This window comes from Saccharothrix sp. CB00851, from assembly GCF_001905065.1.
Lineage (GTDB): Bacteria > Actinomycetota > Actinomycetes > Mycobacteriales > Pseudonocardiaceae > Actinosynnema.
Genome location: NZ_LWLC01000012.1, coordinates 266,991 through 281,047 on the forward strand (window position 1 = coordinate 266,991; position 14,057 = coordinate 281,047).

General features: G+C 71.3%; 15 protein-coding genes. 6 read left to right on the plus strand and 9 right to left on the minus strand.

Annotated features, from left to right (window positions below; all coding sequences use genetic code 11):
- Nucleotides 1-2: 2 nt before the first annotated feature.
- Nucleotides 3-1,628 (minus strand): L-glutamate gamma-semialdehyde dehydrogenase, encoded by a 1,626-nt coding sequence (gene pruA, locus A6A25_RS13940; RefSeq protein ID WP_073890003.1) that lies wholly within the window; start codon nt 1,626-1,628, stop codon nt 3-5.
- Between the two features lie 116 nt (nt 1,629-1,744).
- On the opposite strand from pruA, the gene A6A25_RS13945 reads away from it, so the two are divergent.
- Both A6A25_RS13945 and A6A25_RS13950 read left to right on the plus strand, forming a co-directional pair.
- Nucleotides 1,745-3,286 (plus strand): PucR family transcriptional regulator, encoded by a 1,542-nt coding sequence (locus tag A6A25_RS13945; RefSeq protein WP_073890007.1) that lies wholly within the window; start codon nt 1,745-1,747, stop codon nt 3,284-3,286.
- A 33-nt stretch (nt 3,287-3,319) separates the two neighbouring features.
- Nucleotides 3,320-4,354 (plus strand): fatty acid desaturase family protein, encoded by a 1,035-nt coding sequence (locus A6A25_RS13950; protein ID WP_073889313.1) that lies wholly within the window; start codon nt 3,320-3,322, stop codon nt 4,352-4,354.
- Here A6A25_RS13950 and A6A25_RS13955 read toward each other — a convergent pair.
- From A6A25_RS13955 to A6A25_RS13975, 5 genes are read right to left on the minus strand one after another with little or no spacing between them, the layout of a single operon-like run.
- The gene (locus tag A6A25_RS13955) at nt 4,263-4,931 is read right to left on the minus strand and encodes a YidC/Oxa1 family membrane protein insertase (protein WP_073889316.1); all 669 of its coding nucleotides are present in this window, start codon (nt 4,929-4,931) and stop codon (nt 4,263-4,265) included. The genes A6A25_RS13950 and A6A25_RS13955 overlap by 92 nt on opposite strands.
- Before the next feature lie 37 nt (nt 4,932-4,968).
- Nucleotides 4,969-5,244: a DUF6412 domain-containing protein gene (locus A6A25_RS13960; protein ID WP_073889318.1), complete on the minus strand. Its 276-nt coding sequence runs from the start codon at nt 5,242-5,244 to the stop codon at nt 4,969-4,971.
- A gap of 14 nt (nt 5,245-5,258) precedes the next feature.
- Nucleotides 5,259-5,873: a uridine kinase gene (locus A6A25_RS13965; protein ID WP_198932689.1), complete on the minus strand. Its 615-nt coding sequence runs from the start codon at nt 5,871-5,873 to the stop codon at nt 5,259-5,261.
- On the minus strand, nt 5,870-6,469 hold the full coding sequence (locus A6A25_RS13970; protein ID WP_073889321.1) for a DUF402 domain-containing protein: 600 nt from the start codon (nt 6,467-6,469) through the stop codon (nt 5,870-5,872). Before A6A25_RS13970 ends, A6A25_RS13965 begins: the two co-directional genes overlap by 4 nt.
- Before the next feature lie 5 nt (nt 6,470-6,474).
- Nucleotides 6,475-7,197 carry a helix-turn-helix domain-containing protein gene (locus A6A25_RS13975; RefSeq protein WP_198932690.1) on the minus strand — a complete coding sequence of 241 codons (723 nt, stop codon included), beginning with the start codon at nt 7,195-7,197 and terminating at the stop codon, nt 6,475-6,477.
- A gap of 43 nt (nt 7,198-7,240) precedes the next feature.
- Between A6A25_RS13975 and A6A25_RS44710 the strand changes: the two genes are divergently transcribed.
- Nucleotides 7,241-7,468: a hypothetical protein gene (locus A6A25_RS44710; RefSeq protein ID WP_198932691.1), complete on the plus strand. Its 228-nt coding sequence runs from the start codon at nt 7,241-7,243 to the stop codon at nt 7,466-7,468.
- 7 nt (nt 7,469-7,475) lie between these two features.
- Here A6A25_RS44710 and A6A25_RS13980 read toward each other — a convergent pair whose 3' ends face one another.
- Entirely contained in the window at nt 7,476-9,017 is a 1,542-nt protein-coding gene (locus A6A25_RS13980) for a beta-N-acetylhexosaminidase (RefSeq protein WP_143193143.1), read from the minus strand.
- Between the two features lie 129 nt (nt 9,018-9,146).
- The gene (locus A6A25_RS13985) at nt 9,147-10,646 is read right to left on the minus strand and encodes a CYTH and CHAD domain-containing protein (protein WP_073889327.1); all 1,500 of its coding nucleotides are present in this window, start codon (nt 10,644-10,646) and stop codon (nt 9,147-9,149) included.
- A 149-nt stretch (nt 10,647-10,795) separates the two neighbouring features.
- Between A6A25_RS13985 and A6A25_RS13990 the strand changes: the two genes are divergently transcribed.
- Nucleotides 10,796-11,587: a hypothetical protein gene (locus A6A25_RS13990; protein WP_073889329.1), complete on the plus strand. Its 792-nt coding sequence runs from the start codon at nt 10,796-10,798 to the stop codon at nt 11,585-11,587.
- A gap of 10 nt (nt 11,588-11,597) precedes the next feature.
- Here the strand turns inward: A6A25_RS13990 and A6A25_RS13995 are convergent, their stop codons facing one another.
- A complete protein-coding gene (locus A6A25_RS13995) occupies nt 11,598-12,260 on the minus strand; it encodes an HNH endonuclease family protein (protein WP_241828665.1) in 663 nt (220 codons plus the stop codon).
- Nucleotides 12,261-12,359: 99 nt separating this feature from the next.
- Between A6A25_RS13995 and A6A25_RS14000 the strand changes: the two genes are divergently transcribed.
- Together A6A25_RS14000 and A6A25_RS14005 are read left to right on the plus strand one after the other, a co-directional pair.
- Nucleotides 12,360-13,376: a sensor histidine kinase gene (locus A6A25_RS14000; protein WP_198932693.1), complete on the plus strand. Its 1,017-nt coding sequence runs from the start codon at nt 12,360-12,362 to the stop codon at nt 13,374-13,376.
- Nucleotides 13,373-14,026 carry a response regulator gene (locus A6A25_RS14005; protein WP_073889334.1) on the plus strand — a complete coding sequence of 218 codons (654 nt, stop codon included), beginning with the start codon at nt 13,373-13,375 and terminating at the stop codon, nt 14,024-14,026. The genes A6A25_RS14000 and A6A25_RS14005 overlap by 4 nt, the downstream gene beginning before the upstream one ends.
- The last annotated feature ends 31 nt before the right edge of the window (nt 14,027-14,057 follow it).

The following is a 14,057-nucleotide window of genomic DNA, read 5'->3' on the forward strand; positions in this document are numbered from 1 at the left end:
GGTCACCCCTGGTGCGGGTAGCGGTAGGAGGTCGGAGCCGCGAACGTCTCCTTGATCGAACGGGGGCTGACCCAGCGCAGCAGGTTGTGCACGGAGCCTGCCTTGTCGTTCGTGCCCGACGCTCGGCCGCCGCCGAACGGCTGCTGGCCGACGACCGCGCCGGTCGGCTTGTCGTTGACGTAGAAGTTGCCCGCGGCGAACCGGAGCTCCCGCTGCGCGTGCGCGATGGCGGCCCGGTCCTGCGCGATGACGGCGCCGGTCAGGGCGTACGGTGCGGCGCTCTCCATCTGCTTGAGCACGGTGTCGTAGTCGGAGTCCTCGAACACGTGCACCGCCAGCACCGGCCCGAAGTACTCGGTGGTGAACACCTCGTGCTCGGGGTTGGTGCCCAGCAGCACGGTCGGCCGCACGAAGAAGCCCTCGGAGTCGTCGGCCGTGCCGCCCGCGACGACCTCCAACGCGTCGTCCGCGTGCGCGGCCTTCAGCACGCCGTTCAGCTTGTCGAACGAGCGCCGGTCGATCACCGCGCCCATGAAGTTCGACAGGTCCGTGACGTCACCCATGGTCAGCGACTCGACGTCGGCCAGGAAGTCGTCCTTCACCCGGTTCCACACCGACCGCGGGATGTACGCGCGGGACGCGGCGGAGCACTTCTGGCCCTGGTACTCGAACGCGCCGCGGACCAGCGCGGTGCGCAGCACGTCCACGTCGGCCGACGGGTGCGCGAGCACGAAGTCCTTGCCGCCGGTCTCGCCGACGACGCGCGGGTACGAGCGGTAGTTGGCGATGTTCGCGCCCACCTGGCCCCACAGGTGCTGGAACGTGCGGGTGGAGCCGGTGAAGTGGATGCCCGCGAGGTCCGGGTCGGCCAGCGCCACCTCGGACACGGCCAGGCCGTCACCGGGCAGCAGGTTGATCACGCCGGGCGGCATGCCGGCCTCTTCGAGCAGGCGCATGGTCAGGTGCGCGGCGAAGCTCTGCGTCGGCGACGGCTTCCACAGCACCACGTTGCCCATCAGGGCGGGCGCGGTGGGCAGGTTGCCCGCGATGGCGGTGAAGTTGAACGGGGTGATCGCGTAGACGAAGCCCTCCAGCGGGCGGTGGTCCGTGCGGTTCCACACGCCGGGGGACGACTGCGGCTGCTCGGCCAGCAGCTGACGGCCGAAGGAGACGTTGAAGCGCCAGAAGTCGATCAGCTCGCAGGCGGCGTCGATCTCGGCCTGGACGGCGGTCTTCGACTGGCCGAGCATGGTGGCCGCGTTGAGCGTGGCCCGCCACTTGGTCGCGAGCAGGTCGGCGGCGCGTAGGAGGATCGCGGCGCGGTCGTCGTAGGACATCGCACGCCACGCGGGCGCGGCTGCCTTCGCGGCGGCGACGGCGTCACGGGTGTCCTGCTGGGTGGCGCCGTGCAGCGTGCCGAGGACGGCGCGGTGGTTGTGCGGCTGCACGACGTCGAAGCGCTCGCCGCCGCCGACCCGCTGCTCACCGCCGATGGTGAGGGTCAGCTCGGTGGGCTCCTTGGCCAGTTCCGCCAGCTTGGCCTGCAGCTGCGCCCGTTCCGGGGTGCCGGGGGCGTAGCTCAGGACGGGCTCGTTCACCGGTGCGGGGACCGTGGTCACGGCATCCACAAGCAGCTCCTTCGCCACAGGGTTGGGGTTGTCCCAACGGTAGGACTTCCAACCATGCGTCCCGTTGTCCGGACGTCTAGGCTTGGCCACCCCTCGTTGTGGAACTGGACAAAAAGATGAGCCTGCGGCAGGTCTTGATCGCGCTCGGCGATCCGCTGGTCGAGGTGCAGGTCGCGCCGCACGGGCTGGAGGCCGACGTCCTCGACGTGGTGATCCTCGACCCCGACGACACGCCCGACGTGCGGCCCGGTGACCTCGCGCTGGTCATCGGTGCCCGCGGCCGTTCGGCGTCACCGCTGGTCAGGGCGGCCGGAGCCGGGGGAGCGGTGGCCGTCGCGGTCAAGGTGGACACCCCGTCACCGGTGCTGCGGCAGGCGGCGGCGGACGCGGGCGTGGCGCTGCTGGCGGTGCGGCCGGAGGTCCGCTGGGAACACCTCGAATCACTCGCCCGGGGCGTCGTGCACAACGCCCGCCTGACGGCCGACGCGGGCGTGGGCGAAGTCCTCGGCGACCTGTTCGGCCTCGCCCAGACCATCGCCTCGCTGACCGGCGGCATCGTCAGCATCGAGGACACCGCCAGCCGCGTGCTGGCCTACTCGCGCTCCACCGACGAGGTGGACGAGCTGCGCCGGCTGTCCATCCTCGGCCGCCAAGGCCCCGAGCCGTACCTCAAGATGCTCCGCGAGTGGGGCGTCTACCAGCGCCTGCGTTCCGGTGAGGAGGTCGTCCGCATCGATGAACGGCCCGAGCTGGGCATCCGCCGCCGCATCGCCGTCGGCATCCACGCGGGCGCGCAACCACTGGGCACGATCTGGGTGCAGGAGGGCACCACGCCGCTGACCGAGCAGGCCGAACGGGCGCTGCTCGGCGCCGCCCGCGTCACCGCCCTGCACCTGGTCCAGCAGCGCGAGCCCGCCGCCGCGTTCCGGGAGAACCTGCTCGCGTCCCTGCTCGACGGCCGGATGGACGCCGAGGCGATCGCCGAGCAGATCGGCGCCGACCCGGACAAGCCCGCCGCCGTCGTGGTCTTCGCGCTGCGCGGCCAGGAGCACGCCGACCGCACCGAGCACGAGCTGCGCCGGGCCGAGATGACCAGCCTGATCTCCGTGCACGCCGCCGCGTACCGGCGCAGCGCCCTGGTCAGCCAGCGGAGCGGGCGCACGTACGCCCTGCTCACCGACCTGCCGCCGAAGGCGCCGCTGCTCACGTTGACCAAGGAGATCGTGGCCGCCGCGCGCAAGCACATGGGCCTGCGGGTGCAGGGCGCGATCGGCTCGACGGTGCCCACGGTGGACGAGGTGATGATCTCCCGCGACGAGGCCGACCGCGTGCTCGACGCGATGTCGCGCGACCTCGACGCCGAGGTGGCCGTGCTCGAAGACGTCCGGTCCCGGGTGTTGATCAGTGAAACGCTCGCCCTTTTGGGTGAACACCCCCGCATCCGCGATCCGCGGCTCAGCCGGCTAGATGGGGAACTGGCTCGTTCTCTTTTGGCGTACCTGGACGAATTCGGCGACGTGAAAAGCGCGGCCGCGAAGCTGCACGTCCACCCGAACACGCTCCGGTACCGCGTCCGACGTGCGGCGGAGGTCGGCGGATTCGATCTCGACGACCCGCTGCTCCGGTTGTTCGCCCAGTTGCAACTCAGGCTGGGCTGAGCCGGTGACGCCGCGCGCCGTACCCTCCCGGGGGTGAGCACCCAAGCCCGCGGCAGCGACTTCGCTGAATTGTCCAGGTTGGTCAAGCAGCAAGGTCTGCTCGACCGGCGCATCGGTTTCTACATCACGTTCTTGGTCGGCGTGCTCGCCGCGTTCGGCCTCACCGGGGTTTCCATGGTGCTGATCGGCGACTCGTGGTGGCAGCTCGTGCCCGCCGCCGTGCTCGCCGTCGTCTTCACCCAGATCGCGTTCCTCGGGCACGACGCCGGCCACCGGCAGGTGTTCGCCGACCACAAGGCCAACCAGACCATGGGCCTGCTGCTCGGCAACCTGCTCATCGGCGTCGGCTACGGCTGGTGGATGGGCAAGCACACCCGCCACCACGCCAACCCCAACCACGAGGACGAGGACCCGGACGTCGACATCGCCGTCCTCGCGTTCAGCGCCGAGCAGGCCGAGCGCAAGCGCGGCTTCTTCCGCTGGGTCGTCAAGCACCAGGCGTGGCTGTTCTTCCCGTTGCTGCTGCTCGAAGGCTTCAGCCTGCACGTCATCAGCACCGCCGCCGCGGTCCGCCGCGAGGTCAAGGGCTGGAAGCTGGAACTGGTGCTGATGAGCGTGCACGTCGTGGTCTACCTGGGCACCTTGTTCCTACTGATGTCCCCGGCGAAGGCGCTCGTGTTCATCGCGGTCCACCAAGGCCTGTTCGGCGTCTACATGGGCATCTCGTTCGCGCCCAACCACAAGGGCATGCCGGTGCTGCAGGCCGGCCACCAGCTCGACTTCCTGCGCAAGCAGGTGCTGACCTCGCGCAACGTCACCGGCGGCTGGTTCACCGACTTCCTGCTCGGCGGCCTGAACTACCAGATCGAGCACCACCTGTTCCCGAGCATGCCGCGACCGCACCTGCGCCGGGCGCAGGCGCTGGTCCGCGACTTCTGCGAGCGGCACTCGGTGTCCTACGCCGAGTGCGGCCTGTTCACCTCGTACGGCTTCGTGCTGAAGTACCTGCACGAGGCGGGAGCTGAACTACGCGGTACAGCAAAGCTCGCTCCAGCAGGGTCCAGGTAGTCGTCGTCACGAGGTAGATCCCGGCCGCCAGCGGCAGCACGGCGGCGATCAGCACGGTCCCGAACGGCAGGAGCCGCAGCAGCCGCGCGAACGGCGGCTGCGGCCCACCGGTCTTCGCCGCGATGGCCGCCTGCCAGCGTGACGTGGCGAACGCGACCGCCGTGAGCACGGCGAACAGCGCCAGGAACACCGGTGTGTGGGCCCAGGTCCCGAACCAGGACGTACCGAGCGGCACGCCGAGCAGCGTGCCGTCCAGCAGCGGGTTCGGGGTCGTGACCAGCCGGTACATCACCATGAAGAACGGCGCCTGCACCAGCGCGGGCAGGCACCCGGCCAGCATCGACGTGCCGTTGGACCGGTAGAGCTCCAGCGTCTTCTCCTGGAGCTCGACCCGGTCCTTGCCGTACTTCTCGGTCAGCTTGCGGACTTCGGGCGCCAACGCGGCGCGGGCTTTCTCGCCGCGCACGGCGGCACGGCTGAGCGGGTGCATGAGCAGCCGCACGACCACGGTGAACGCGACGATGGCCAGGGCGGGCGTAGCGAACGCGGCCAGGGCTGAGCCCAGGGCGTGGAACAAGGGTGAACTCCGTCCTCAGAGCGGGGAACTGCGGGCCTCAGGAGCTGAGGCCGAGTCCGGGCGCTCGAGGACGGGGACGGCCCGCCGCGTCGGGGTCGCGCAACCGCAGGAACGCGGCGCGCAGGGACTTCTCGCGGATCGACAGCGACCGCACCCACGCGGGCGCGGCCTGCACCACCGGCGTGGCGGTGAGCAGCAGCACGACCAGGGCCACAGCCGTCACGGCGGCCAGCACCTCGGTGGGCGTGCTCAGCAGGGTGAGGGCGTAGAGAGCAGGCAGGTACAGCGCCAACAGCAGCCGCAGCCTGGTCATGCCCTCACCTCCCCTCACTGCACTGTACTCACCAGAGCGGGCCGAGCGGGGTGGTCGTAGCGCACCGTCACATCGGCCTGTGGCTCGTAGGAGGCGTACGCGGGCCGCGTCCACCGCCACTCGTCGGACAGCTGCCGGTCCAGCGCCCCCGACGACAGCCACAGGTGCACGGTCAGCTCAGCGGGCAGCCACTTGTCCAGCAACACCGTGCCGTCGAGCAACAGCACGCCACCGGCGCCGAGCGTCACGTAGTCGGCCCGGTGCGCCCGGTCGGTCTCGGCGTTCCACAACGCCGGCAGCACCCGTCCGGAGCCGTCGGGGTCGAGCGGTTCCAGCACCTCGCGCAGCAGCCCGCCCACGTCCAGCCACGAGTCGCGGAACGAGTCCGGGTCCTCGTGCCCGTACTCCAGCCGCACGGACGCGGGCCGCAGGAAGTCCCACGCCGACACCCGCAGCACCGGACGTCCCAGCGCGCGCAGGGGCTCCACCAGGGCGTCCGCCAGCTCACCCGGCTTGGTGGGCAGGGCGCCGTCGACCAGCACCCGGGCCCACGTCGTGCGCGGCAACGCGTCGATCCGCCCGACCAGCTCGGCCACGAGGGTCTGCGGCGAGAGGGGGACGACCTTCACGGCAGCGGGTAGTCCTCCCAGCCGGCGGGCAGCACGGGCACCGGCCAGTCCGGATCCGGCTCCCAGGACGCCCACTCCGGGTCCCACCACGTCGTGCCGGCCGTCAGCATCGCCTCGATCTCCTTGCCGGTCGCGCGGATCGACTCGGCCTGCTCGGCGCTGTACTTGCCCTGCACTACCTGCGCCTCGAACTCCTCGCGGTCTTTCTCCACCCAGTCGCCCTCGGCGGGCACCCAGTAGTCCAACTCGTGGTCGAGCGTGTCGAAGCCGAGCGACGTGCGGCGGAACGGATCCTGGAGGTTGAGGTACCAGCCGTGGAACCGGCGTTCTTCGCCCACCCAGTACAGGTCCACGGAGTACGCGTCACCGGGCCGGTGCAGCTGGAGCTTGCCGTTGCCGCGCCAGTGCGTGTTGCCCGCGACCTGCCGGCCGTGCGGCCAGTGGTGCGGCGGGAACCCGAACCGCGCGCCCGGCACGGTGAACACCGCGAGCAGGTCCGGGCCGTCCTCGACGACCCTGGTCGGCGTCACGGCCCACGGCTTGCCGTGCAGCACTTCGCGGCGCAACGCCACGTCCCCCGGCTCGAAATACCCCATGTGGATCAGGCTAGTGCGCGGCGGAGGCGGGTGGCCGCCACTTCACGGCGAGGGTCGGTGCGGGGCAGCAGTGCGACCAGGCGTTCCAGCACCGTCATGTCCTCGGCCACCAGCCCGAACGCCCACAGCGCCTCGACGTCACCGCGCTCCAGCAGCCCACGGCGCAACGCCGCCGCCAAGTCCTCCCGCTCCTCGCACACCACCGGCGCCTCGGAGCGGGGGAGCAGCTCACCCCGGTACGCCGCAGAGGCGGTGCCGACATCACCGGCTCGCAGGGCGTCGCGCACCGCCAGGAAGTCACCGCGCACGTCCGCCGACAGCCGATAAGGCCTGGTCAGCAGCACCCCGCCCAACTGCGCGCGCAGCCTGTGCAACTCGGCCCGCACGGTCGTCGGGTTGCCGCGCTCGCCGTACAGGTGCAGCGCCAGCTGCTCGGCCGTCAGTCCGCGCGGGTGCAGCGCCAAGGCCGTCAACAGCTCCGCGTGCCGCAGCGACAGCGGCAGCGCCCGCCCGTCCAGCGAACCCTTCGCCCCGCCCAGGAACCGCAGCGACAGCACGGGTCTTCGAGTGCCCTGTCGTGGCACCCGCAGCAGATATCCCTCGTCCAACTGCTCCCGGACCGCTTCCCGGCCGTCGGCCAGCCGCACGCTGCCGTCGTGCACGTCCACCCGAGTGGCCAGCAGGCCGTGCGGTTCGGCGGCCAGCACCCGGCCGCTGGGGCTCAGCAACGCGCCCGGCTCGCCGCGCAGGCTCGTCGGCCCCGTGGTGTGGGTGAGCGCGTTCGACCACTTCGACGACGCGGTGAAGGAGCTGGGAGGCGCCGCGCCCGGCGTCGGCCTGTGGTCCAGGGAGGCCGGCGTGGGCTTCCGGGCCGGTCGGCGCGTCGCCGCACGCCGCGTGCGGGTCAACACCTTCCGGTCCGGCGATGGCCGCGAGGACCACCGCGCCCTGCTCGACCAGTACCAGCGGACGAAGACGGTCCTGGTCGAGCAGGGCTGAACCCGGTTTACCAGGGCACCTGCGGCGAGGCGTAGTAGTTCACGCCCAGCACGTCCCACCGGTCGGCCTGCGCCGCCAGCCGGACCTTGAACTTCTCCCAGTCGTGCGTCGACCACGGCGACCAGCCCAGCTCGGCGATCGCGGGCAGCCGCGGGAACGCCAGGTACTCCAGGTCCGCCGTGTTGGTGATGGTCTCGCTCCACAGCGGCGCCTCGACACCGCGCACCGCCTCGGCGGGCAGGCCCTCCAGGTACGCGCCGGGGTTCCAGTCGTAGGCGTCCTGCACGTCGGTGTACCCGGCCCAGCTCAACCCGAGCTTGGTGTTCGCGTCGTACTTCATGTCCAGGTAGGCCTTGGTCGCGGGCGACAGCACGATCTCGCTGCCCCGCGCGGCGGCCGCGACCATGTCCGGCGCGACCGTCTTCGTGCCCCAGAACTGCGGCACCGCCGAGGCGGGCGGACCGGACTTCACGAACTCGTGCCAGCCGGTCGCGGTCTTGCCGTGCTTGGCGACCAGCGGCAGCACCTTGTCCATGAACAGGTCGAAGTCCGGGTCGGTGGTGGCGTGCGCCTCGTCGCCGCCGATGTGGATGTACTCGCCCGGTGTCAACGCGGCCACCTCGCGCAGCACGTCGTCCACGAACTTGTACGTGATGTCCTTGTTGATGCACAGGGAGCTGAAGCCGACCTCGATGCCGGTGTAGAGCGGCGGGGCGACGCCGTCGCAGTTCAGCTCCGGGTACGACGACAGCGCGGCGTTGGTGTGGCCCGGCATGTCGATCTCCGGGATCACCGTGATGTGCCGTGCGGCGGCGTAGGCGACCAGGTCCTTGTACTGCTCCTGCGTGTAGAAGCCGCCCGGACCGCCGCCGACCTCCGTGCTGCCGCCGTGCGCGGTGAGGTTGGGCCAGCTCTTGATCTCCAGTCGCCAGCCCTGGTCGTCGGTCAGGTGCAGGTGCAGCCGGTTGACCTTGTAGAGCGCGATCTGGTCGATGTACCGCTTGACCTCGTCGGGCGAGAAGAAGTGCCGGGCCACGTCGAGCATCGCGCCGCGGTGGGCGTAGCGCGGGTAGTCCAGCACCCGGCCGCCGGGCGCCGTCCACGGACCGCGCTGCTTGGTCTTCGCCTCCACCTTCGCGGGCAGGATCTGGCGGAACGTCTGCACGCCCGCGAACAGGCCCGCCGCGGTCCGCGCCCGGATCAGCACGCCCCGCTTGGTCACGTCGAGCTGGTAGCCCTCCGCACCGACGCGGGGGTCCGCGCCGACGAGCAGCAGCGAGATGTGCCGCCCGGACGCACCGGGCACGACCGGCAGGCGGTAGCCCGTGGACGGGCGCAGCACGCCCGCCAGGAACTCGCCGACCTGCCGCGCCTCGGCCGAGCCGGGCTGGGTGTGGATCCTGGTGTCCGGGCCGAGCGTGAACGTCACGCCCGGTCGCGGTGTGACTGTGACGGGAGCGGGCACGATGTGCTGCAACGGCGTCTCCGGAGCTGCTTGGGCGGGGACCGCCGCGCCCACCGCGCCGACGAACAGCAGCGCGACGAGCACTCGACCGAACCCGCGCCGTCCGGCGCCTTCTGTAAGAAGCACTGACGTCCTCCTGGCCAGCGTGGATCACCGAGCGGCGGCTCACGCCACCGTTTCAGCCGCATCAGGAGGTGTCAAGGTCCAGACCAATTACCGCAGCTTCGGCTTGCCGAGAGCACGCCACACGGCGGGGAACCGGTCCTCCACGCGCCGCGCCGCAGCCGCCTCCAGACCGTGCAGCAGGCCGAACGTGAAGCCGTTCTCGTTGTCGAGCTGCGCCTTCGCGCCCAGCTCGCGCAGCACCGGCCGCGCCACCACGCCGTCCTGGTGCTCGCCGAGCAACTCCTGCACCGCCTTGACCTTCTTGCGGTACTTCGCGGCCCGCTTGCCGAACCGCGGCTCGGACACCTCCACCGCGTAGCGCAGCCGCTTCGCCGCCTTGCGCGCCTCGTGCAGCTCGACGTCGTCGTGCGCGCCTTCGGCCCGCTTCGCCAGCCTGCGGTAGGTCTTGTCGACCAGAGCGGGCAGCACCTTGGTGGCCTTCTGACCCGCCACCGCCGTGAACGGCGGGTCGGCGATCAACGCGTCGACCGCGTCCAGCAGGGCGAAGTACCGGTCGCTGTCCAACGCCGCCACGGCCGCCTCGTGCGCGGCGGCCTCCAACGGCCCGAAGTGCCGGGTGAGCTGCGCCCGCACCGGGCCGAGCACCAGCTCCTGATCGAGCGCGCCGACGGCGTCCTCGAACCGGGTCCGCAGCACCTCCAGGTCACGGGCTTCGCCGAGCACGCCCGCGAGCCACTTCAGCTCTTCGGTCAGCTCACGCGTGGCGTCGCGCTCCACGATCGTGCCGAAGGCTTGGAGCGCGCTGCGCATCCGCCGTGTCGCCACCCGCATCTGGTGCACGGCGTCGTCCTCGCCCCGGCGCACCCGCGGGTCCTGGTGCTTCAACGCGTCGGCCTGCTCGCGCAGGTAGGCCAGCACGACCTCGCCGGCGGACCTGGCCGACTTGGCCGCCGCCTTCGGCTTCGGTGGCGCGGTGGCGGCCATCCGGTCGGCCAGCAGGCGGGTCAGCTTCGCCGACGACGTGGACCGGGTGATGCCCGCGTCCGCCAGCCGTGCCTCGACCCGGTCCAGCAGTGCGACGTCACCGCGTTCGCCCAGCTCCACCTCGATCTCGCGCCACGAGTCGACCGGCGAGTCGTCCGCGAGGGCCTGCCCGGACACCAGGTCCTCGACCACTTCGGTGAGCAGGCGGCCCTTGTCGTCCACGAGCTGCCACCGCTGCCGCGTCGTCTGGATGCGCGCCACCGGCGCCAGCTCGTGGCCGCGGGCGTGCACCTGGACCAGCGAGCCGAGCTGCTTCGGCGGGTGCTTGGCCGCGCGGCCCGGTGGGAGCCGCACCTCTTCCCGCGTGTCCACGCCCGCGGGCAGCTTCAGGTGCCAGCCCGCGTCGTCACCGCCCGTGCGGCGGCGCAACGTCAAACCGGCCCGTGCCAGCCTCAGGTCAGCAGTGTCGTAGTACACCGCTTCCAGTCGTTGCTCCTCCGGGCCCGCCACGGCGGCCACGCCGGGCAGGTCGGCCAGGTTCGGCAGCGCGGTGCCACCGGAGGCCTCGTACTTGCGTTCCGTCTCGTGCACCGACCTCGACATGTACAAGACATACACCGTTTGATCGCCGTTCAGGCATGTCACCGTGCGTGATCGACCGTTAACCAGGCCGGGGGTTTGTGTCGGCCCGTACGCGTGGTCTTCCGGTTTCGTCCCTGGACTGGACCTTCCCGTGCGGTTGGCTGGATCGCGTGCCCACTGAGAAGGAACGGCTCGACGAGGTCGAGCCGACCGTCGCTGATCTCGTCGCCACCACCCAGGCGCTGACGGCCGAGCTCGGTCGGGTGAGCGCCCGCCTGCTCGTGCTGGAACGGCGGTTGTCCGGCGCCGGGTCCGGCCCGGACGAGGACCTCGACTCGACCGAGGGCATCACCGAGACCGTGCACGCCCTGCGCGCCGCTTGGGACGCCGAGCAGGACCTGCTGGCCGACTCCGTCCGCGCCGAGCTGCGGGCCGAGGTCGCCGAGTACGAGTCGTTGAAGGAGCAGATGGACGCGGGCCTGGCCAAGCTGTCGGCGGGCCGGATGCCGCGCTTCGAGCGCGACGCGTTGCAGCACGAGGTGCAGAACCTGGAGTGGCGGGTCAACGCCCAGCAGGCGGGCGCGATGGCCGCCGCCCAACGATTGGCTGCCGACCAGTTGGCCGCCGAGGAGCCGTGGCGCGCGGAGGCGGTGATGGCAGGCGACAAGGCACGCGAGGAAATCCTGGACATCGCCCGCCACCGTCTGGACCGCGCCCTGGCCGCCGACACCCGCCTGCCCCTGTGGTTCCGCGTGGGCCTGGGCGAGATCACCAGCCCCGACCCGTCACGCTGGGTCGAAGCCGCCGTCGCCCTGGTCGCCTACCGCCTGGAGTACGGCGTGACGGATCCGATCTCCCCACTGGGCGAAATCCCCTCCGCCACCTCGGGCTTCGCCGCCTGGGTCCGCCGAGCGGAGGCGCACACCGACATCGTCGACCAGCTCGAATCCCTGCGCCCCTGAGCTTGTCGGCCTAGCAGGTCTTCAGCATCACGGCCAGCGCGTCGCGCTCCGCCTCGTCCACCGTCAACGCGTACAGCGTCTTCACCGAAACCACAGCCCGCGCATAGGTGCACCAGTAGGTCTCCACCGGTGGCTTCCACTTCGCCGCGTCCTGGTCGCCCTTGGCCCGGTTGCTGCTCGCCGTCACGGCGATCAACTGCAACCCGCCGAGGTCGTTGGCGAACTTCTCCCGCTGCTCGTCGGTCCACTTGTCCGCGCCCGAACGCCACGCCTCGGCCAGCGCCACGACGTGGTCGATGTCCAGCTCACCGGGATCGGTCGCGACCTTGCCGTCGTAGGCGCTCGTCCACGTCCCCGACGTGATCTTGCAACCGGCACCGGTCCGCACGTCCGCGCCCTGTCGTTGCAGCACGACGTCCCGCGTGTCGCACCCGTCGCCCTGGCCGCTCCAGTGCGGGAAGCGGTCGCGGCTGTAGCCGGCCATCTTGCCCTCGGGCGCCACCGGCAACGCGGCCAGTTGCGCGGCCGGGTCGTCGCCGGGCGCGGCCGGGCCCGGTGGGACGTCGGCGGTTGACGAGGTGTCGGGCGGCAACAGGTCGGTGCCGCAGCCGGCGATGATCATGAAGATCACCAGGACACCGCTGATCACTGCCGCCGACCGCTTGCCGCTCATGCACCCCATGATCAGCGATGATCGCCCCGACCGGAACACCGGGGCCGAAATCGTCCGGAATAATCCCGAACCGTGCGCCGCATTCGACAGTCGTTCGACGTGTTAGTGCCGGCCTTGGTGGGGGTGCTCGTCGCGTTCATGGTCGTCGCGACGTCCGCCTTCACGGCCGCGATCGCGGCACCCGCCGCACTCGTGGCGCTGGCGTCCGGTGCCGCGCTGTGGTGGCGCCGCCGCAATCCCGTGCTGGTCATGGCCATCGCACTGGTCGGCGGCCTGGTCGTGCAACTCGTCGCGCCGCTGACGGTGTTCCCGCTCGCCGCGCTGGTCGCCATCGGCTCGCTGGCCGCCGCCCGCTCGCCGTTGTTCTCCTTGCCCGCCTTGGTGTTGTTGCTCGGCGTGATCTCGCTGAACTTCCGCACCACGACCGCCGAGGACACGCAGTTCGTGATGGCGGTCGCGGTGGTGGTGTGCGCGGTGGGTGAAGCGGTGCGCAATCGGCGGGTCGCGTTGGCGCAGGCGGCGCAACGCGCGGTCGGTGAGGAACAGGCCCGGATCGCACGGGAACTGCACGACGTCATCGCGCACGGCGTCTCGGTGATCGTGGTGCAGGCCGCGGCGGCGGACGACGTGTTCGACCAACGGCCCGACCGGGCACGGGAAGCGTTGCGCTCGATCGACGCGACGGGTCGGGCGACGCTCGAGGAGTTGCGCAAGCTGCTCGGCGCCGTGCGGCCGGAGGAACGTCCGGGACTGGACCGACTGGCCGATCTCGTGGAACCGCTGCGGGCCGCGGGGTTGCACGTCGACGTGCGCCGCGACCCCGTGCCGCTGCCCGCCGGTGTCGACCTGTCGGCCTACCGGATCGTGCAGGAGGCGCTCACGAACACCCTCCGGCACGCGCACGCCAGCCGTGCCGATGTGGTGGTGCGCAACGATTCCGGCGTGTTGGAACTCGAAGTCCGCGACGACGGCCGGGGTGGCGTGGCGGGATTCGGACGCGGCATCACTGGGATGCGCGAACGTGCGGCGCTGCTCGGCGGCACGGTCGACGCGGGCCCGTTGCCCGAGGGCGGTTTCCGCGTGCGCGCCCGCCTGCCGCTGGCGGTGACCGCGTGATCCGCGTGCTCATCGCGGATGACCAGGCGTTGGTGCGCGGTGGTTTCCGGATGATCCTGGAATCACGCGACGACCTGGACGTGGTCGGTGAGGCGGCCGACGGCGCGGAAGCGGTCGCCCTCACCGCGTCCCTGGACCCGGACGTCGTGCTCATGGACGTGCGGATGCCCGGCGTGGACGGCCTGGAGGCGACCCGCCGCATCGTCACGTCCGGCAGCCCGGCCCGGGTGCTGGTCCTCACCACCTACGACGTGGACGACTCGGTGTACGCGGCGCTGCGCGCGGGTGCGAGCGGGTTCCTGCTCAAGGACGTGCGTCCGTCCGAACTCGTGGAAGCCGTCCGCGTCATCGCCCGCGGCGACGCCCTCCTGGCACCGTCGGTCACCCGCCGCCTCCTCGACCGCTTCGTCGACACCCTCCCCGCGCCCTCGCCCCGTGCGCTGGACGCGTTGACCGGGCGTGAGATCGAGGTGCTGCGGCTGGTCGCGCTGGCCCTGTCGAACGCCGAGATCGCCGAGCACCTCGTGCTCACCGAGGCCACGGTCAAGACGCACGTGTCCGCCGTGCTGCGCAAACTGGGCCTCCGCGACCGCGTCCAAGCCGTTGTGCTGGCCTACGAAGTGGGGCTGGTCCGACCTCGCTCCATCTGAAGATGGAGACCGGACACCGTTCTCACGCCTG